Source organism: Candidatus Hydrogenedentota bacterium, assembly GCA_035450225.1.
Classification (GTDB): Bacteria; Hydrogenedentota; Hydrogenedentia; order Hydrogenedentales; family SLHB01; genus DSVR01.
Window position 1 is genome coordinate 121,479 of record DAOTMJ010000007.1, and the last position, 18,899, is coordinate 140,377.

Here is an 18,899-nt window from a genome sequence, read left to right on the forward strand (position 1 = left end):
CCCGCACGAAAAAAGGCCGTATCTCAATCGAGCGGTTCGATCCAGATATTTCGGTACTGAACCGCGTTATGGTGATCCTGCAACAACAGGACGCCTTTGGGGGCTTCGACGCCGCTGACGCCGCCGGGGGTCGTTCCGTCGAGTTCGACGTTGTCGTGAATTACGGTTCCGTTCAACTCGACCCTGATGACGGCGTTTTTGGTTTTATTGCCCGCCGCGTCGAATTTCGGCGCGTGGAACGTGATGTCGTAGGTCTGCCATTCCGTCGGCGGCAGGCAGGCATTGGTTTTCGGCACGGCCTTTTTGTAGATGCCGCCGCATTCATTGTCGGCGGTCGGCAGCCCGAAACTGTCGAGCACCTGGACTTCATAGCGCCCGAAGACGTACACGCCGCTGTTGCCGCGGGCTTGTCCGCGCTTGTCGGCCATGAGCGGCGTGCGGAATTCGAGATGAATCCGGTGATCGCCGAATTCCTGCTTGGACACGATATTGCCCTTGCCGACCTGCATTGCGCCGCCCTCGACGATGGTCCACGGCTTCTCGGTTGGCTGCCATGCGTCGAGATTCGTGCCGTCGAACAGCACGATGCCGTTTGCGGGCGGTTTCGCGCCCAACGACGGCGGCTGAATATAGACATGATCCAGTTTGAACGCGCCCGGCGCGTCCTTTCCCTTGAATTTGCCGGTAATATGCGCGCCGTCCCCCTTGGCCGTCAGTTTGCACATGCCGCCGAAGTCCGCGCCCAGATCCAATTCACAATCTACCGTGAACTTCTTACCATCGAACGATCCGCGGGCCAGCGCCGATACCGGTTTGCCGGCCTTGTCCGCGAGTTCGACAAATACGCGGTACAGGCCCCTGCCGTCCGCGACAATCTTGGCCGACAACGGCGTGTTTTGCCAGGCCTTGTCCGTGAACAGGCCGCGCCATGTGCCCTGAACGGGATCCGTTGCCTGCTGCGCCGCGGCCACTACCGTCACAAGAATCAAGGCCGCCATCCATCCGAGAACCCTGTATCTCATTTTGCGTTTCCTCCGCACAAGTGGTTGTTTCAAAAAACGCGGCGATCCTATCACAGCACCATCCGGCGCGCAATGTGGATATCGTTTCCGCATGGATTTTCCAGATGAGCGAAGGGGGGCGAAAGGATCATCATGGACGAAAATCGCGGTACGATCCCGTTTTTGCTTTCACAACCCCGCCAACATCTTCGGTTGCGCCCCGTCCACTGGTTTCATGATCGCGTCATTCTAAACGCACCCGTTTTTCTTTTTTACATTGTTAATCTTGCTTTTTTTGGAAATATCAGTTAGACTATTGCTGCTTGGGGAAGGAATGGCCGGCAAAGAGGTACGGCTTATGGTGAAGTGCCCCAGCCATTCCCGGAGTGAAGTTGTGGGATATTGCAGCGTTTGCGGCACGTTCGGCTGTAAAGAGTGCCTGACGCAATTCGAGGGGGAGTTTTTTTGTGCAAAACACTACCGCCCCATTGCCCAGCGCCTCGAACAGGAGCAACGTCTCGAGGAGAGGCGGCACCAGCACCCCCGCCAGCGGCTCGTCGTGCGGTTTGCGGACGGGCGGCGCGCCTATGGCGTCTGTTTTTCCATGGTGCTTACCGACGAGGGGTTTCATCTGGACCTTACCGACGCATCCGGGGTTCCGCTGGGCAAGACGGAAAAGATCAACTTCAAGGATCTGAAGGCGGTTTTTCATGTCAAAAGTTTCGACGGAAAGCCCGCCACGCCCGTCCCCTACAAGGCCTTCACCCCCGAAGGGCCGGAACTGGTCGTGGTATTTCGCGACGGAGAAATCGTACGCGGTTTTTCGCCCCAACGCCACAACACCCGGGATCCCCGTTTCTATCTGATCTCGAAGGATCCAAACGACAACAACATCAGCATCCTCGTTGAACGGACTGCGGTCGAGGCCGTCTATACGGCTGAAGAATACGAGGAGATGCTTGCACGAAAACGCGAGACATCCCGCGAAAACGCCTTGCCGGAAAACATCTCGCATGAGGAAGCGATGGGGGACTTCCATTTCGAAATGCGCGAATACGAAACCGCGCTGCAATGCTACCAGCAGGCCCTGTCCAAGTTTCCCCGTTCACCCCGCCTAATCAAAAAGACCGTCTTGGCCCTTTATGACACCGGCGTCCAGTACATCAAGCGGCGCGAGTACGACAAGGCACTGCACCACATGGAACAGGCGCTTCGGCTGGCGCCCCACAATGAATCCGTGGTAAAAAAGGTGGCGCAACTCAAACACGTCTTGAAGAAACAGGAACAGAACGTGTAACATGGGGGTAGGCGCCTGAAACGGCGCCGTGGATTTTTTTTGCAGTGATTATTGTATGCGCATTGCCATTATAGCCGATATTCATGCCAATCTGGAGGCGGCCTCGGCGGTTTTGGCCGAAATTGACAGGCTGAACCCCGACAAGACCGTCTGCTTGGGCGACCTTGCCGGCTACAATTCCCAGCCGAACGAGGTCATCGAACTGATTCGCGCGCGGGAAATTCCGACGCTGATGGGCAATCACGACGCCGCCGCGTGCGGAAACGAGGATACATGGTTCTTTCGGTCCTCGGCCAAGAAAGCCATTGACTGGCAGGCCGGCCAACTCCGCGAAGACAACCGCGAATGGCTCAAGGCCCTGCCCGTGCAACTGGCCTTCGACCGGGTTTGTCTGGGCGTGCACGGTTCGCCGGGCAACCGCGATGACTACATTGTGGATTGGCTGGACGCCATGCGCCAGTTGTCCCATCTGAAGAATCCCGACACCATGGTCTGTTTCTTCGGCCATAGCCATCGGGCGTCGTTCTTTTCGGAGCGCGGCGGCCATTTTGCCACGACCGCCGGAACCGTCCATGAATTACGGCCCCGAAACCGATACTTCATCAATCCCGGCGCCGTCGGCCAGCCCCGCGACCGGGATCCCCGCGCCGCTTTCGGACTGTTCGACAGCGATCGCATGACCTTCGAGTTCTGCCGTGTCGAATACGACGTGGCCGCCGCCGCGCAAAAAAACATCAAAGCGGGGCTTCCCTCGGATTTGGCCGCCCGTCTTATCAAAGGCGTCTGATTGTATTGAACGCCAAACGATTTTGCCGCAGGCGGCCACCGCGTTCCGGCGGGAATTTTATCGGCCTGTTTCTTCCGGAAAGTCGTCTGAACCATTCGTCCGGCATCGCTGCATGAGCCGGAGTGCTGTTTCACGCTCATTGAGCATTCGACGGTCGCAATGAGCGCCGGAATGTCCTTCTTGCAGATGGCAAAGACCTGCGCCCAACGTGTAAGACACGAATTATTCGCGTCGGCAGAAAGACGAATACCCCCGCTGTTATGACAGCGTTTCGCCGAGGATCTTGTCCGCCTGTTTCGCGCGAAACGCATTGAGTTTTTCGGATAATTCCGGTCGGGTGAGCGCGAGGATGGCGATGGCGAGCAGGGCGGCATTGACGGCGCCGGCCTTGCCGACGGCCAGCGTGCCGACGGGGATGCCCGCGGGCATCTGGACCATCGAGAGAAGCGAGTCGAGCCCCTGCAATGCGCTGGCCATGGGCACGCCGAGGACGGGCTTGATCGTGCGCGACGCCATGACGCCGGCCAGGTGCGCCGCGCCGCCCGCCGCGCCGATGAACACTTCGCAGCCGCGGGCGGTCGCATCGGCCATGTAGGCTTCCAAAGCGTCGGGCGTGCGGTGGGCCGACAGCACGCGGGCCTCGTTCGGGACACCAAATTCGGACAGTGTCTCCGCGGCATGGCGCATGACGTCCCAGTCGGATTTGCTGCCCATGATAACGGCTACAAGAAGGTCGTTGCTCATGTTGATGCGGGCCTCCTTTATGTGAAGTAGTCAGTAGTCAGTAGTATATTATGTCCGCTTGAACGCCGACAATGTTTTCCATGCGCAACGTTCCCATGTGTATTCCGAGGCGGCCTGTTTTCCGTATCGGACGCGCGCCTGTCGTTGTTCCGGTTGTTCGTCGAGCGCCCAGCGGATGCCGGCAATGATGGAATGGGTGCTTTCCGGGTTGAAATAGATGGGTGTGTCGCCGGCCACCTCGGCGATGCCGCCGGTGCGCGACGTGACGACCGGCGCGCCCGACCGCATCGCCTCGAGCACGGTCACGCCGCTGCCTTCGTATAGGGACGGCTGAATGAACACGTCACAATGCTGATACAACCCGGCGAGGTGCGTCGCGGGGCACGATTCGATGCGCATGACGCGGGGACCCCAATCGGCCGGCTCGGCCTCGGCGGGTTGTCCCACGACGACCAGCCCGTGCGGAAAATCGTCTTTTAGAATGTCGAAGACTTCACGGAGCCGCTTGAGATTGCGATAGGCGCGCGTCGCGCCGACAACCAGGAAGTAGGGCTTTTGAATGAAGCAGGTCTGCGGCTTTGCGAACACTTCCGAGACGCCCAGCGGCGCGACCACCACCTTGTTCAGCGGAATACCCAGCAGTTCGAGGTACTTCCGCTGAACGAATCCGGAAGGCGCGACGATGGCGGCGGCGTTTTCGCAGACACGTTTCACCGTTTTGATCCGGACGGCCCGCTTGCGCGCGGATTCCTCCGCGTCCTCTTCCCATGCGTAGAGGTCGAGCGCGAACACGACAATCGGGATGCTGCTTTTGGCGGGGGCCGATTCAAGCGGCGTGAACAAGACATCGGCATTTCGCTGTCGGGCGGCGCGTTCGACGCGGCTTTCAAGACCCGAGAAAAGTCCCGCGCCGGCAAGGCATTCGCGATCCCAGCCGTCGAAACTGTCGTGGTTGTCCGGATCCGTAATCAACACGAAACGCGTGTCCGGCTGGACGTCGCGCATCGTGGCGAGCACGTTGCGGATATAGTGTTCCGCGCCGCCGCCGCGGCCCGGCTTCAATCCCGCCAAGTTGACACCGACCATCATGGGCTATAAGGCCACCGACCAAAGGTTTTGGGACAAAGGGTTATGGATCTTGAGCATACCGGGATCTTGCCTGTTTTTCCCGGTGTTGAACAAACACAAGGAATTCCTTGAACCTGAAACGCGGGACGGACTGGCCCGTCGGTCTTTTTCGGAAATGCGCCAAGCCGGCGGTTGGACCGGCTGGACAGCCTGTCCCACGCTTTCGTGCCTATTTCAGTCATGTCGCGACTCCCTGAACAATGCTTCAATGCGAGTCCGTTATCCATTCCAACGAAAAACGGCTTTTTTATGAATTTTCAAGTTGAGAGAGCGTCCAAGAATTCGGCACTCCTAACTTCCAGATCCCAACTCATTCCACATATCCGAGATCGGCCAGTCGTTTCCGAATCGCTTCTTCTTCTTCGGGCGTATACTGCACGCCATCCATGCGCAAGAGATCTCGCTCGGCCAACTCATCCAGTATTTTCTCGGCCGCAAAATCCGGCGTGTCGTGCTCGTCAACCTCCATTTCGAGCACGTTGCCTTCGGGGCGGATATCCGGCGCCGTCACAACGGCGAACACGCCATTGCGGCTGAGTAACCCGCACACGAACGCCGCGCGCTTCACGCCGCCCAGACGCTTGATCATGTCCTCGTCAATCCGCTCGGCGTTGCGTCCCAATTCGATTAGGCGAAACACGAGCGCCTGGGCGGTGGCCCCGGCCTCGGTTCCTCTCAGGCAAATGGTTGCGCCTTTTTCCATGGCTTACCCAATAACCTTTCCCTGCATGTCTTCCGGCACGGCCACGCCGGACAATTCGAGGATTGTCGGGGCCACGTCCATCAATTGCAGTCCCTTCAATTCCTCACCCTTCCGGCCCATTCCATCGTCCATAATAAAAATGCCGTCGAAATCGTGGTTCGCATCGTCCGGCCCCGTGTCGTTTTCAAATGTATAGATACCGTCGAACCCGACCGCGCCGACCGACCGCCAGTCCAGTCCGCCGAAATAGACGAACAAGTCGGGCGGCACGCCGTTGACTTCCCTGTACAGGTCGCGGGGCCTCAATGCGCGGTTGCCGAGCAGCCGTCCGTCGGGGCCAGGCATTGCCTCGATGGCCGCGATCAGTTCATTCAGGCATACGTCGTATTCCGCCGCGGGGATGACGCCCTGTGGTTCGCGGCCTTCCACGTTGAGAAAGACACGCCCGTAATACCCGCCCGAGGCCCATGCCCGCGTATGCGGCCAGTCTATTCTACAGTCTTCGATGCGCGTTCGGCCATTCGGTGGTTCGGCCAGACCCAGCCAGCCGTTTTCGATGAGCCACTGGTTGATGCATATACCGCCCTGCATGGCCTTCGCGCCATGGTCCGACACCACCATCACGGCGGTTTCGTCGCCGGCCAGCGCCAGCAATTCGCCGAGACGCGCATCCAGCGCCTGGTAGTAATCGCGAAAGACCTGCGCATATGGATTGCCCGGCTCGAATTTTGGATGCCGCGGGTCACAGTATTTCCAGAATGCGTGATGCAGGCGATCCACGCCCATTTCGACCATCATGAAAAAGTCCCACGGTTTGTCCGCCATCAGAAAGCGCGCCGCGTCGAACCGGTTGTGCATCAACGCGAAGATGCGATCGCGCAGGGCCGCCTTTTCGTTTGTCCGGAAGTCCTTGACGTCGAGCAGGTACGACCCTACGGCTTGTTCCAGTTCGTCCTTGAGCGTCTTCGGATAGGTGTAATCGGCCCGTGTGTCCGGGGTGAGAAAATCGGCGACGAGCCAGCCGTTCACCGGCCTTACCGGATACGTTTGCGGCACGCCTAGTACGACGACCTTCCGTCCCTTGCGCGAGAGAATATCCCACACGCGCTTGGCGCGGATGGAGGAAGCATTTGCGGTAACCATGCCTTCGTAGGAATAGTCGCGGCGGTTTCGGAACCCGTAACAGCCCAGCACGCCCGGATCTTTGCCCGAGGTCATGCACGCCCACGCCGGCACGGTGATCGGCGGATCGCAACTGCGCAGACGGCCCCAACAGCCTTTCGCGGCGAGCCGTTGCAGATTGGGCAGGTCGAACCGATCCGGACCGAAGACGAATCGAGGCGCCGCGCAGTCCAGTCCGACGACGAGAATCCGTTTTGCCTTGCGGCCGGCCATCAGTCGCCCGCGCCCTGCGCCCAGGCGATCAGAATCTTCGCGACTTCGGGGCGCGTGAACTCGACCGGCGGCATTTCACCGGCCTTGAGCATTTCCCGGACCTTCGTTCCGCTCAGGAACACGTGGTGGCTCTTGTCGTGCGGGCACGTTTTGATGGAAGCCATGTTGCCGCAGGCCTTGCAGAAGAATGAATGCTCGAAAAAGAGCGGCGTGATCCCGATTTCCGCCGGATCGAATTCATCGAAAATGTAATGCGCGTCATAAGATCCATAATAGTTCCCGACGCCCGCATGATCGCGGCCCACAATGAAATGCGTGCAGCCGTAATTCTTGCGGATAATCGCGTGCATGATCGCCTCGCGCGGACCGGCGTAGCGCATGTTGACCGGCATCAGCGACAACATGGCATGGTTTTTGGGATAGTAGATGTCGAGAATGGTCGTGTAACACTGCATCCGCACGTCGCCGGGAATGTCGTCGCTCTTTGTCGTGCCCATGAGCGGATGCAGCAGAAGGCCGTCGCAGATTTCCATCGCGACTTTTTGGAGATACTCATGCGCGCGATGGACGGGATTGCGCGTCTGAAACGCGACAATCCGCTTCCAGCCGCGTTCCTCGAAGGCGGCGCGTGTTTCGCGGGGCGTAAGGTTGTATTCTTGGAATTCGATTTCCCGCGCCTTGAGCACGTCGAGTTCACCCGCAAGGAAAATGGGGCCGAGCGACATCGTGTACGCCACGCCCGGATGGTTCATGTCCGTCGTGCGGTAGACCTTTTCGCAGATATACGCGTGGTCCATCGAAAACTTTTCCGCGAGATGCAGAATGGCGGCCACGTCGCCCATGTCGTCCACGATGGCCGCATCGCCGCCAATCACCAGCCCGTCCGCGGTGGCCTGATCGACCGCCAGCAGGATCGGAATCGTCCACGGCAGGCCGTCGCGCAGATACATCGTGTCGAGGACGCGGCGGGTTTCCGCTTCGCCCATGAAGCCCGTCAGTGGGCTGAACATGCCTTTCGCGATGCAGTCAATATCGAACGCCGTGTAGGCGTCCACGACAATGCGCGGCAGTGCCGCCGCGCGTTTTGACGCCTCGGCCAGCGCGTCGCCCTTTAACAACCGATCAATCAATTGACCGCCATGTGGTGCTATGGACATTCCCGATTCTCCTTTGCCGGTAGCGCGATGTTTTCCGCATCGCGAATGGTTGGTTTCTTTCAAGCGGCCGCGTCCGAGACGCCGCGCCGTGTCAATGTAGACGGCCCTCCGCGTCGCGGTGAAGCACGCGACGGACCTTACCCTCGTCGCGCGGCAGTTCACCCAAGGGCAGCACGTCCACGTCGAGCAGAACGCCGATCGCATTGCGCAAATGCCGTTCGACGAATGCCTCCGTCACCTTTGAATCCGCCTCCACGACCACCTTCACATGCGAATACCCTTCCGTGTCGTCCACGACGATCCGGTAGTTCGCGCCGACGCCGGGGATTTCCATGAGCGCCTGCTCGACCTGCCACGGCGAGAAGGTGACGCCCCTGAAATTCAGCATGTCGTCCGTGCGTCCGGTAATCGGCGCGATGCGGACGTGCGTCCGCCCGCAGGCGCACCGGTCGCGCGAAACGATCCGCGTAAGGTCGCCGGTCCGGTACCGAACCGCCGGCAGCGCCTCGCGCGTCAGCGCGGTTACGATGAGTTCGCCGAGGCTGCCGTCCGGAACCGGTTCCCCGGTTGCCGGATCCACTATCTCGATGAGGTGGTGATCTTCCCAGATGTGCAGGCCGTCGTGCGCGGGACATTCCATCCCCATGCCGACGCCGCCGGTCTCCGTGATGCCGTAGATGTCGAACACCTCGACGCCCAGCCCTTCCGCCAACTTGTCCTTCATTGAGTCCGAAAAGACCTCGCCGCCGAAAATGCCGATTTCAAGATCCGGAAGGGTCTCGCCGAGTTCGTCGAGCACTTCCATCAACCGAATGCCATACGACACCACGCCGGTGATAATCCGCGATCCAAAATCCCGCGCAAGCCGGATTTGACGCTGGGTGTTGCCGGAACCGGTCGGCAACACGAACAGTCCCAAGGCTTCCGCCCCGCGGTAAAAGCCGAAACCACCGTTGAACAGTCCGAACGAAGGCGTGATCTGGATGACGTCGGCATCCTGCGCCCCCGCCATCCGGAGACAGCGCGCCATGCACTCCGCCCACAGGTCGAGATCGTGCTGGGTATACGGCATAACGACCGGTGTGCCCGTGGCCCCGGAGGACATGTGCATTTCGAGAATCTCGCGCTTCGGCACGCACGACAAACCCAGCGGATACGTGTTGCGCAAGTCCGTCTTGTCCATGGTCGGAATCCGACGCAGATCGTCCAATCCGCGAATGTCTTCCGGCGCAATGCCGGCATTGCGGTATCGTTCCCGCTGCGTCGTGTTCTTGTCGTAAACATGGCGGAAAACGGCCGCCAGACGTTCGGACTGCAGTCTGTGCAACTCGTCCTGCGACAGCGTCTCTTTCCCTTCATCATAAAAGACGCTCTTTGTGCCCATGGCCTTCATCCTCCAGACTGCGACAAATACGGGCGCGCATCCCCGGACCTTTCCCGGGAACAGCGCGCCCATGCCGCCAATACGCAAAAAGGATACGGATTCCCGCGCCCCGATTCCAGCCGCCGCCAAGCGGGATTGCATTGACAAGGGTTGCGCGAGGTGATATGCTGATCCGTCAAGAGTTTACCCGGGGGCGCGGGATGCGTCCGCGTGGAGGACCGGCATGTATGAAGCGTTTTACGGGCTGTCTGAACGCCCCTTCAATCTGACGCCCGATCCCCGTTATCTTTTTCTGAGCGAAAAGCACAAGGAAGCCTTCGCACACCTGATGTTCGGCATCCGAAACCGGACGGGGTTCGTGATGGTAACGGGTGAAATCGGGACGGGCAAGACGACGATTTGCCGAAGCCTGCTGAACCAGCTCGACGCGGACACGGAAGTGGCGTTCATCTTCAATCCTTACCTTTCGCCGGACGAATTGCTGCGCAAGATCAACGAGGATTTCGGCATCGAGAGCCGGGCCGGATCGATCAAGGAACTCGTGGACGAACTGAACGGGTATCTGCTGGATCGGGCCGCGCACGGCAAGAATTGCGTGTTGGTGATTGACGAATCGCAAGATTTAAAGCCCGGCGTGCTTGAACAGATCCGGTTGCTGTCGAACCTGGAGACGGAATCGCAGAAACTCCTGCAAATTGTGTTGATTGGCCAGCCGGAACTCGCGCGAAATCTTCAGTTGGACGAGTTGCGGCAACTCAATCAGCGAATTACGGCGCGTTATCATTTGAAACCATTGAACCGGGAAGAAACGATTCAATATATCGCCTACCGCCTTCATGTGGCGGGCGGACGCAAAAAAGTCCATTTCACCAAGGGGGCCTTGCGAACGATCTTCCGGCTGAGCGGGGGCACCCCGCGGGTCATCAACGCCATTTGCGATCGGGCCCTGTTGATAGGGTACACACGGGAGATCCGCGAAATTCCGGCTTCGGTGGTGCGGCGCGCATCGAGGGAAATCCGCGGCGAAACGATTCGCGCCAAGGGCGCCTTGCTTTCCGCCGCGAAACGGTTCCTGCCGAATCCGGCATGGATTGGGACCACCGCGGCCATTCTGGTGTTGATCGCGGCATTCGTGCCGGTTTGGCGCTGGTTGCAAGCCTCGCCCGTTTCTGAACCCATCAAGCAGGCCAGCGCCACGGTTCAGGAAAACAAACCGATCGTTTCCGATCGGATAGCCATCGAACCGATGGCCCCGCCGGCGCCTGTCGAGGCTGTGCCCGTGGTTGCCCCTGTGTCTGTCGCGCCTGCCGAGCCGCCCCCGCAACCGCCGATCGAAAAGCCGGAAACGGCCCCGATGCCCGTGGAGGCGTTTGAAAAACTCGACCCGGCGCAGAGCCGTGGCAAGGCGGTGTCGGCGATCATGCGGGCGTGGAACATGGCGGTCGTGGGCGATCAGCCGAAGGACGGTTCGGACGCCTCGATAACGGGCTTCGCGCGGGCCAACGGTTTGGCCTGCGAGATGCTTGCGCTGTCCGTCGAAGAACTTGTCGCCATCGGCTTGCCTGCGTTGGCGCAAGTCAAAACCGCCCAGGGACCGGCGTGGATCGCGCTCATGCGCGCCGACGACGGGTTGTTGCATATAACGACCGGCGAGGAGCCGGCTGTCGTGACAAAGGACGTTTTTGCCTCCGTTTTCGCGGGCAAGGCCGCCGTTTACTGGCGCGATCCCGAACCGGCGGCGCGGGTATTGAAGCGGGACATGGAAGGCCCGGATGTGGAGCGGCTTCAAGAGGCGCTGCGGGCCTTGGGCCGTTTGCCCGAAGCGGCCAAGGGCCGTTACGACGAGCGCACCGCGCGCGCCGTGGCCAAACTGCAGGCCGAGGCCGGGCTGATGATTGACGGCATGGCGGGCAGGCAGGTCCGCATGATTCTTTCGAGCCTGCTGCCGGATTCGCCCACGCCGTCGCTCGACGAAAAGAAGGCGTCTGTAAAACGGGAAGCTCGACAATCGCGCAAACCCGAACCGGCGGCCTCCATGCCGGAATCCGTTGCGCAGACCGGGCCGCAACCGGCCGTTCCGGCGCCGGACGCCGCGCCGTTGCCGGAAATCGTTCAGCCGCCGCCCGAGGTGGCCGTTGCCGCACCGCCCGCGCCCGATTCGGTCGCGCAGGTTGCCGCCGAGGATTTGGACCCTCCGCCCAGAGACGACCGCCTGGGACCGCCGAAAGTTGAAGCGTCCAAGGAAGTCACGCCGCCCGTAACCGCGAGCCCCCCGCTGGTTCCCCGCAGTCCCCGGGAAGACGAAGCGTCCAAGAGCGAATCGCAATCATGAGTTCGATTCTGGATGCGCTCAAGAAGGTGGAACAGGAAAAGGCCGACGCCAATCGTTCGGACGATGCCGGTTTTCGCCATGAAACCGCCGAACAGGATTTGCTCGGCGGCCGGCCCGTGCCTTCCGGCCTGTCGTTGCGCATCACGCCCGCGCTGGCGGTCGCCGGCGCAATCGTGCTGACGGCGCTTGTGGTCGGAATATCCGTGACCTTATCCGTCCTTCTTGCAAGACCAATCCCGGCGCCGGTGGTTTTGCCGTCTCCGGTATTGCAGCCGGTATCGCAGCCGCAACCGGTTGCATCGGTTCCAACCGCGCCGCCCGCCGCCGAACCGGTTCCACAACCGACGCATCAACCGTCTTTATCCGTACCGGTTCCGCCGTCCGTCGTTGCCGAACCGGTTGCCATGCCGCCGGTCACTCCGCCCACGCCGCCGGAGCCGGCCCCAGTGGCCGCGGCATCCGTTGTGAAACCGGAAAAACCGGAACCGCCAAAGAAACCCACCGCGAAAAACACGGCGCCGCCGAAGCCCGGTCCAATGCCCATCGATCCGATTCCCGCCGGGGATGTTGCTGCCGCAATCGCACAGGAATCGTCATCGCCCGCAAAAACCGCACCCCGGCGCGATCCGATTCCGGTGGATCTGATGACGCTGCCCGTGCTGCGGGAAAGCGACAAGGAACGACTGGGATTGGGCGACATCCGCATCAACATGGTCCGCCCGGCGAATCGCGCCCATCCGTACGCGTCGGCCATCATCAATCTGCAGCCGGTGCATATCGGCGAGCGCATCCCCGACACCAGCGCCGTGTTGATCGGGGTGGACACGCGATCCGTCGCCATCGAGATTGAAAACACGGGCGAACGTTTTCATATTCGCTTCTGAGGCCAACCGGAGACAACAGGGTCATGACGCGCATCGTATCATGGAACGTCAACGGGCTTCGTGCCGCGTTGCGAAACGGATTCCTCGAATGGCTTGCATCGGATCGCCCGGACATTTTGTGCTTGCAGGAAACACGCGCGATGCCGGGGGAAATTGACGCCGGGGTCTTCGAGGCGCTGGGATACCGGCTGTACTGGAATCCCGCCCGGAAGCCCGGCTACAGCGGCACAGCCCTTTTTGCAAAGAAACCACCGGTTTCGGTGACGCCGTTCGGCGTGGAGGAGTTCGACAACGAAGGCCGGATCCAGATGGCCGAGTACAAGGATTTCACGCTGATAAACGCCTATTTCCCGAACAGCCAGCCGGAACGCGCCCGCATTGCGTACAAACTCGCGTTTTGCGAATCGCTGCGCGATCGCTGCGTGGCGCTGCGCAAGGCGGGGCGGCACGTCCTGTTGTGCGGCGACTACAACATCGCGCACACGGAAATCGATCTGGCGCGGCCCAAGGAAAACGTGGACAACCCCGGTTTTCTGCCTGAAGAACGCGCCGCCATGGATGCGTTTCTGGCCGCCGGTCATGTGGACACATTTCGTCATTTCTGCAAGGAACCGGGGCATTACACGTGGTGGTCGTATCGCGGCCGGGCGCGCGAAAAAAACATCGGCTGGCGGCTGGATTATCACTGCGTGGACGCGGACTTCCTGCCGCGTGTCAAGAGTTCCTCGATTCTGAAGGAAATAACCGGCTCGGACCATTGTCCGGTGGCCGTCGAGATTCGATGAGGCGCGCCATGAAATCACAGGTAACGACGAAGCAGGGCGATGCGGGCGAGACCGGCACGCTGGGCGGCGAACGGTATTCCAAGAGCCATCCGATCATGGAGTGTGTGGGTTCTTTGGACGAGTTGCGCGTGCAGACGGCCATGGCGCGGCTTTGCCTGTTACAGGAACACCCGGACGGGGATGGCGCAATCGCCGATTTTCTGTTCTGGCTGCTTCATGTCTATTTCCTGATTGGCAGCGCGTGCAGCGATCCGCACGACCGCCATCCCGAATACCGCAAAGGCCGGGTGTCGCGCGCGTACCTTGACAAGATCGAAGCGTTCCAACAGCGGATTGAGGAGGAAACGCCGTTGCCGCAGGCATTCATCGTGTCGCCGGGAACGATGCTGGCCGCGCAATTCGACCGGGCCTGCACGCTGGCACGGCGTCTTGAACGGAACCTGGCGCGGCTCAAGGAGACGATTCCGGCCTTCGATGCCGCCGACATCCTGGCCTTCGTCAACCGGTTGAGCGACACGTTGTACATGCTGGCGCGGCACGTTGAGAAACCGGCCCATTGCACCGTGGACTATCGTGTATTGAACGGGGAGTGACGGACAGCATGCGCGAATCCTTGCGGCGGGCTTTTGAGACGTATGATGTCGTTCTGGAACCGGATCGGAACGAGCCTGAATGGTGGGCAGGCGCGCCGTCGGTGACGCTGGGAGCGGACGGCGCGTTCTGGCTTGCGGCCCGTATGCGCGAGGGAACGTCGCCGCCCGGCGAGCGCGGCTATGAAGTGCGGCTGTTGCGAAGCGGCAACGGCATCCGCTTTGAGCCGGTCCATGCGATTAGCCGCGAGGCTCTGGGGGTGCGGTCAGTCGAACGGCCGGCGCTCGTGCATGATCCGCATACGGGCCTGTTCAAAATCTATCTGTGCGCCACGCGGGCCGAAGGCGGCTGGCACATCCTCCGGCTCGACGATGCGGCGGACCCCGCGCGGTTCGATCCGGGTACCGCGCGCGTGGTCGTCGAAGCGCCGGATTCGTGGGGCACGGGGATCGGACCGGGTTTCAAGGATCCGTTTGTGCTGTGGGCGGAGGGCTGCTGGCACCTGTACGCCATCGGTATTGACCGCGTCGAGCGGGTCCACCATTTCACGAGCGACGACGGCGAAAAATGGACGGGCGATCCGCGCAATCCCATTTTCGATAACGGCGGCTGGCACAATTTTTACACGCGCCCGGCCTGCGTGCTGCCCATGGACGCGGGGTATCTTTTTGTTTACGAAGGGTCGCATGCGCAATGGCGCGATCCCAACTACAACATCGCGACGGGCCTCGCCTACACCCTCGACCTGTCCCATGTCGTTGACCTGACGCCGCAAGAACCGCTGGTGAAAAGCGGCACGCCGGGCGGCAACCATACTTGGCGCTATTCGCATTGGCTGCGGACCGGAGGCCGGTTGTTCATCTATGCGGAATGCGCCCGGCCCAACGACACGAACGAAATCCGGTTGTTCCGTGTCTGATCGCGCCCGGAACGGCTTGTTCAGCCCGCGAGACGGTTTCGGATTTCCGGCAGGAGCCGGTTGAACAGTTTGCGGAACGATCGCCCCGGCTCCCGGACCGCCACGAAATCGAGGCGGATGCTCTTGCGCCCCGGCGCGCGCCATGTGTGGGCATCGAACACGCCCAGAATATGGAATCCCGCCGCGCGCAATGCCTGTTCGACGTCCGCCTGGTCGTAGATGCGTTCCCGCACCTCGCCCGAAGCGCCTGTGTTGACGCGGATATGCGTGTCCACGACGGCGGTCTTGTGCGAATAGGCGCTGCGCCATGTCGTCGAGAAGCGCCCGTTCTGTTCGATCCACTCCTGCCCCTCGAAATAGTCCTTGACCATGCGTTCGGTGACGACGTCAAAATAAAAGAGGCCCTGGGGCGCGAGCGCGCCGTAAATCTGCCCGAACGCGCGTTCGACGTCCTCGTATTCCAGCAGGAAATTGAGGCTGTCGAACAGGCATGTCACGTAATCGGCCCCGCCATGCAAGGGCAGCGCGCGAAGGTCCGCCGTAGCCGCGGGCAACGCGCGCGGGCCTTTGCGACCAGCGCGAATCATGGCGAACGACAGGTCCACGCCGAAACTGCGCCATCCGTCCGCGCGCAGTCGTTTGATCAGTACGCCCGTGCCGCAGGCCGCGTCAACATGCGTGAATCCGGGCGGCAGCAGCGTGGACAGCGCTTCGGTCACCCGAAACCAGCGCCCGTAATTGACGTGCTCCATGATGGTGTCGTAATAGGGCGCGATGTCGGCGAACGGATCGTATGCGGCCATCATGCCCATTCCTTTTCCAGCCATGCGTGGAAAGCCTCGGTTGTCGGATCGATATGGGGCTTTTTGCGAACATAATCGAGTTTTCGCCTCGACACGAAAAGCAACGTGTCCCGAAAACCGTTTTTTTCGAGCAGCGCGCGCGCCTCGGCGGACTCGGGATGATCCCGTGTCTTTTCGGCAAAATCGGCCACGTACAGCGCGAGACCGAGAAGACCCCATTCCGGACGGCCTGTCGTATGCCAGCGAATGGCATCGCGGACGGATTCGTCTTCGATGCCGAACAGGCGGTGGATTTCTTCCGCGGCGACGGGTCCGTGCAGGAGCCCCGGCTTGCGCCGTTGTGTGTCGCGAACGGGGATGCCGTAGTCCGTGGCCTTCGCCAGCATGGTTTCGTCGTCGAACCCCTTGCACAGATCGTGCAGCAACCCCGCTGTCATGGCGGCTTCGTGCCCGATTTCGACGCGGGATGCCAGCAGGGCCATGAATTCAGCCGTGCCGATACAATGGCGCAAGGTGCGGTCCGACACGCGGCCGCGCAACAGCCCAAGGTATTCGTCCTTCCGCGGCAGGTTGCTAATCGCCACGGTACATCCCCTTCTCGGCGATCAACCGGGCGACAACGGGCGGGGTCCATCCGTCCAGCGGGGCGCCGTCACGGATCCGTTTGCGCAATTCAGTGGACGATACGCCGGTTTCCTGGAACGGAAGCAGTTCGTAGCGCCCTTCGAGCATGGGCGGCGGATTCAAAACGGGACCGGGCCGCCGGGCCGCCAGCACGCGCGCCAGACGTAGAATACCGGCCGCGTCATGCCATTTGGGCAAGTCGAGCAGGGCGTCGTATCCGACAATAAGGAAAAGATCCGCGCCGGGATAGGCTTTCGCGACCGCGCGCAGGGTATCCACGGTGTATGAGGGACCTTTGCGATCCATTTCCAAGCGCGACGCCTCGGCGCCGGGAATGTCCGCAACCGCCGCGCGGACAAGCGCATAGCGATCCTCGGCGTCCGCATGCGTTTCGCCGCCCTTGTGGGGGGGCCGCGCCGACACGACGAAGAGAACCTTGTCCAGCCGGGCGGCGCGGAGGGCCGTCCGGGCCAGTTCGCAATGGGCGTTGTGGATGGGATCGAACGTGCCGCCGAACACGCCGATACGTAAGGCGTCATTCACGGATTTGCCCAGATCCCCGAATCACGTATTTCACCGTGGTCAGTTCCTCAAGCGCCATGGGACCCCGGCAATGCAGTTTGTTCGTGCTGATGCCGATTTCGGCGCCCATGCCGAATTCGTAGCCGTCCGTGAACCGCGTGGATGCGTTTACATACACCGTTGCGCTATCCACGGCGTCGAGGAAGCGTTCCGCCGCCGCGTAGCTATCCGTAACGATCGCGTCGGAATGATGCGAACCGTATGTGTTGATATGGGCGATGGCGTCCTCCAGCGAGTCCACGACGCGAATGGACAGAATCTTGTCGAGATATTCCGTAATCCAGTCATCATCCGTTGCGGGCGCGCATCCGATGAGGGCCTGCGTCCGCGCGCATCCGCGCAGTTCGCAACCGCCCGCGCGCAACGCCTCGGCCATCTCCGGCAAAAACCGCGGGGCGGCGTCCACATGAACCAGCAGCGTCTCCATCGCGTTGCACACGCCGGGCCGCTGGAGTTTCGCGTTGAGGCAGATCGCCTTGGCCATGGCGAGGTCCGCGTCGCGATGCACGTAGGTGTGGCAAATGCCGTCGAGGTGCGCCACGACCGGGATCCGCGATTCGTCCCGTATGCGGGCAATCAGGCCTTTGCCCCCGCGGGGAACGATCATGTCTATATATCGGTCCATCTTGAGCATCTCGCCGACGGCCGCGCGATCCGTGGTCGTTACGATTTGCACCGCGTGTTCCGGGACGCCCGCCGCCACCGCGCCCTCGACGAAGACTTGCGCGATCGCCATGTTCGAGTGAATGGATTCCGAACCGCCGCGGAGAATGCACGCGTTGCCCGATTTCAGGCACAGCGCCGCCGCGTCGGCCGTCACGTTCGGGCGGCTTTCGTAGATGATGCCGACGACGCCGATCGGCTGTCGAATCCGCGCGATGCGCAAGCCGTTCGGACGCACCGTCTGATGCAGAATCTCGCCCACCGGATCCGGCAGCGCCGCGACGGCCCTCAGGCCGTCCGCCATCGCCGCGATCCGCGTGTCGTTCAATTCAAGCCGATCCAGCATGGCCGCCGACAGGCCCTTGGCCCGGCCCGCTTCGAGGTCCTTCGCGTTTTCGGCTTTCAACCGATTCGACGACGCGGCCATGCGTTCCGCGATGCCGATCAGGGCCGCGTCCTTGACGGCGCTCGTCATCGGGCGCAACACGTCCGCCGCCGCCCGCGCCTGTTGCCCAATCCGCTCCATGTCCATGCGTTTCATCCTCTTTGCACACAAGGCCGGCTACAGCACCACCAGGTTGTTCCCAAGTCTTATTTCCATTCTTTCGGTCTCTTCAAACAGAATCCGTCTATGTAGGCAATTACACGCTTCACTGTTCAATCCAATATTTTGTTCCCAAACCTTGACATCAAAAAAAGGTCCATGCTCTAATTGGGTCAGATAACCCCCCCGAAGATCGAATCTTCGGGCCGACGCTTCTCTTTGGAGAAGCGTTTCTTTTTTGTGACTCGCGTGGCTTTCGTTCGAAAAACGGGATAGCTGCCGCCAAATACACGATTTTATACATACCGCAACTGACGTGGACATCACCCACAACCCAATTTCTCTTTGTGCTCGTGCTCGTAATCGTGCTCGTAATCGTAATCGCTCTCAAAACCCCGCGATTTTCGCATCCGCTAAATCATGGAACTTCAATTGGTTGCGCAAGTTGCCCAAGAATTTCTTCTTGTTTTTTGTAGAAGCCAGACTTTATGGTACTAAATGGAATGCGCCGGTGTATCGGCGCACTGGAGTTTATACATTTTCAGACCGGTCGAATGAGACGGTGTTCGACACGAA

18 protein-coding genes are annotated in these 18,899 nt (G+C 60.8%); 7 read left to right on the forward strand and 11 right to left on the reverse strand.

The annotated features are described in order from the left end of the window. Window positions 1–23: 23 nt before the first annotated feature. Entirely contained in the window at window positions 24–1,022 is a 999-nt protein-coding gene (locus P5540_06550; protein ID HRT64472.1) for a DUF1080 domain-containing protein, read from the reverse strand. Between the two features lie 373 nt (window positions 1,023–1,395). Between P5540_06550 and P5540_06555 the strand changes: the two genes are divergently transcribed. Together P5540_06555 and P5540_06560 are read left to right on the forward strand one after the other, a co-directional pair. Beyond that, window positions 1,396–2,298, forward strand: coding sequence for a tetratricopeptide repeat protein (locus tag P5540_06555; GenBank protein ID HRT64473.1), 903 nt, complete (start codon window positions 1,396–1,398; stop codon window positions 2,296–2,298). A 55-nt stretch (window positions 2,299–2,353) separates the two neighbouring features. Further along, entirely contained in the window at window positions 2,354–3,085 is a 732-nt protein-coding gene (locus P5540_06560; protein HRT64474.1) for a metallophosphoesterase family protein, read from the forward strand. A gap of 258 nt (window positions 3,086–3,343) precedes the next feature. On the opposite strand, the gene purE is transcribed toward P5540_06560, so the two are convergent. The 6 genes from purE to P5540_06590 all read right to left on the reverse strand — a co-directional run bounded on the left by purE (window position 3,344) and on the right by P5540_06590 (window position 9,596). Beyond that, window positions 3,344–3,829, reverse strand: a complete 486-nt coding sequence (gene purE / locus P5540_06565; protein ID HRT64475.1) for a 5-(carboxyamino)imidazole ribonucleotide mutase — start codon at window positions 3,827–3,829, stop codon at window positions 3,344–3,346. Between the two features lie 48 nt (window positions 3,830–3,877). Beyond that, window positions 3,878–4,918, reverse strand: coding sequence for a glycosyltransferase family 1 protein (locus P5540_06570; GenBank protein HRT64476.1), 1,041 nt, complete (start codon window positions 4,916–4,918; stop codon window positions 3,878–3,880). 349 nt (window positions 4,919–5,267) lie between these two features. Then, window positions 5,268–5,660 (reverse strand): hypothetical protein, encoded by a 393-nt coding sequence (locus tag P5540_06575; protein ID HRT64477.1) that lies wholly within the window; start codon window positions 5,658–5,660, stop codon window positions 5,268–5,270. A 3-nt stretch (window positions 5,661–5,663) separates the two neighbouring features. Next, window positions 5,664–7,055 (reverse strand): alkaline phosphatase family protein, encoded by a 1,392-nt coding sequence (locus P5540_06580; protein ID HRT64478.1) that lies wholly within the window; start codon window positions 7,053–7,055, stop codon window positions 5,664–5,666. Continuing rightward, a complete protein-coding gene (gene sat / locus P5540_06585) occupies window positions 7,055–8,212 on the reverse strand; it encodes a sulfate adenylyltransferase (GenBank protein HRT64479.1) in 1,158 nt (385 codons plus the stop codon). Before sat ends, P5540_06580 begins: the two co-directional genes overlap by 1 nt. Before the next feature lie 91 nt (window positions 8,213–8,303). Then, window positions 8,304–9,596, reverse strand: a complete 1,293-nt coding sequence (locus tag P5540_06590; GenBank protein ID HRT64480.1) for a phenylacetate--CoA ligase — start codon at window positions 9,594–9,596, stop codon at window positions 8,304–8,306. A gap of 223 nt (window positions 9,597–9,819) precedes the next feature. Here P5540_06590 and P5540_06595 point away from each other — a divergent pair, with 223 nt between their 5' ends. Genes P5540_06595 through P5540_06615 form a run of 5 tightly spaced genes read left to right on the forward strand, consistent with a single transcriptional unit; the run spans window position 9,820 to window position 15,107 of the window. Next, window positions 9,820–11,928 (forward strand): AAA family ATPase, encoded by a 2,109-nt coding sequence (locus P5540_06595; GenBank protein ID HRT64481.1) that lies wholly within the window; start codon window positions 9,820–9,822, stop codon window positions 11,926–11,928. Further along, on the forward strand, window positions 11,925–12,812 hold the full coding sequence (locus P5540_06600; protein HRT64482.1) for a hypothetical protein: 888 nt from the start codon (window positions 11,925–11,927) through the stop codon (window positions 12,810–12,812). The genes P5540_06595 and P5540_06600 overlap by 4 nt, the downstream gene beginning before the upstream one ends. A gap of 23 nt (window positions 12,813–12,835) precedes the next feature. Then, entirely contained in the window at window positions 12,836–13,597 is a 762-nt protein-coding gene (locus P5540_06605) for an exodeoxyribonuclease III (protein ID HRT64483.1), read from the forward strand. Window positions 13,598–13,605: 8 nt separating this feature from the next. After that, window positions 13,606–14,190: an ATP:cob(I)alamin adenosyltransferase gene (locus tag P5540_06610; GenBank protein ID HRT64484.1), complete on the forward strand. Its 585-nt coding sequence runs from the start codon at window positions 13,606–13,608 to the stop codon at window positions 14,188–14,190. An 8-nt stretch (window positions 14,191–14,198) separates the two neighbouring features. Continuing rightward, entirely contained in the window at window positions 14,199–15,107 is a 909-nt protein-coding gene (locus P5540_06615) for a hypothetical protein (protein HRT64485.1), read from the forward strand. A gap of 20 nt (window positions 15,108–15,127) precedes the next feature. On the opposite strand, the gene P5540_06620 is transcribed toward P5540_06615, so the two are convergent. The 4 genes from P5540_06620 to P5540_06635 are packed head-to-tail and all read right to left on the reverse strand — an operon-like array spanning window position 15,128 to window position 18,320. Further along, complete coding sequence (locus tag P5540_06620; GenBank protein ID HRT64486.1) at window positions 15,128–15,934, reverse strand: class I SAM-dependent methyltransferase; 807 nt, start codon at window positions 15,932–15,934, stop codon at window positions 15,128–15,130. Then, window positions 15,910–16,494, reverse strand: a complete 585-nt coding sequence (gene yqeK, locus P5540_06625; protein ID HRT64487.1) for a bis(5'-nucleosyl)-tetraphosphatase (symmetrical) YqeK — start codon at window positions 16,492–16,494, stop codon at window positions 15,910–15,912. The genes P5540_06620 and yqeK overlap by 25 nt, the downstream gene beginning before the upstream one ends. After that, window positions 16,484–17,077, reverse strand: a complete 594-nt coding sequence (gene nadD, locus P5540_06630; GenBank protein HRT64488.1) for a nicotinate-nucleotide adenylyltransferase — start codon at window positions 17,075–17,077, stop codon at window positions 16,484–16,486. Before nadD ends, yqeK begins: the two co-directional genes overlap by 11 nt. After that, a complete protein-coding gene (locus tag P5540_06635; protein ID HRT64489.1) occupies window positions 17,070–18,320 on the reverse strand; it encodes a glutamate-5-semialdehyde dehydrogenase in 1,251 nt (416 codons plus the stop codon). The genes nadD and P5540_06635 overlap by 8 nt, the downstream gene beginning before the upstream one ends. Between the last annotated feature and the right edge of the window lie 579 nt (window positions 18,321–18,899).

Coding starts and splice junctions, on each gene's coding strand:
- P5540_06550 (HRT64472.1), bottom strand. CDS start 1,022: ATGAGATACAGGGTTCTCGGATGGATGGCGGCCTTGATTCTTGTGACG.
- P5540_06560 (HRT64474.1), top strand. CDS start 2,354: ATGCGCATTGCCATTATAGCCGATATTCATGCCAATCTGGAGGCGGCC.
- purE (HRT64475.1), bottom strand. CDS start 3,829: ATGAGCAACGACCTTCTTGTAGCCGTTATCATGGGCAGCAAATCCGAC.
- P5540_06570 (HRT64476.1), bottom strand. CDS start 4,918: ATGATGGTCGGTGTCAACTTGGCGGGATTGAAGCCGGGCCGCGGCGGC.
- P5540_06575 (HRT64477.1), bottom strand. CDS start 5,660: ATGGAAAAAGGCGCAACCATTTGCCTGAGAGGAACCGAGGCCGGGGCC.
- P5540_06580 (HRT64478.1), bottom strand. CDS start 7,055: ATGGCCGGCCGCAAGGCAAAACGGATTCTCGTCGTCGGACTGGACTGC.
- sat (HRT64479.1), bottom strand. CDS start 8,212: ATGTCCATAGCACCACATGGCGGTCAATTGATTGATCGGTTGTTAAAG.
- P5540_06590 (HRT64480.1), bottom strand. CDS start 9,596: ATGGGCACAAAGAGCGTCTTTTATGATGAAGGGAAAGAGACGCTGTCG.
- P5540_06595 (HRT64481.1), top strand. CDS start 9,820: ATGTATGAAGCGTTTTACGGGCTGTCTGAACGCCCCTTCAATCTGACG.
- P5540_06600 (HRT64482.1), top strand. CDS start 11,925: ATGAGTTCGATTCTGGATGCGCTCAAGAAGGTGGAACAGGAAAAGGCC.
- P5540_06605 (HRT64483.1), top strand. CDS start 12,836: ATGACGCGCATCGTATCATGGAACGTCAACGGGCTTCGTGCCGCGTTG.
- P5540_06610 (HRT64484.1), top strand. CDS start 13,606: ATGAAATCACAGGTAACGACGAAGCAGGGCGATGCGGGCGAGACCGGC.
- P5540_06615 (HRT64485.1), top strand. CDS start 14,199: ATGCGCGAATCCTTGCGGCGGGCTTTTGAGACGTATGATGTCGTTCTG.
- P5540_06620 (HRT64486.1), bottom strand. CDS start 15,934: ATGGCTGGAAAAGGAATGGGCATGATGGCCGCATACGATCCGTTCGCC.
- P5540_06635 (HRT64489.1), bottom strand. CDS start 18,320: ATGAAACGCATGGACATGGAGCGGATTGGGCAACAGGCGCGGGCGGCG.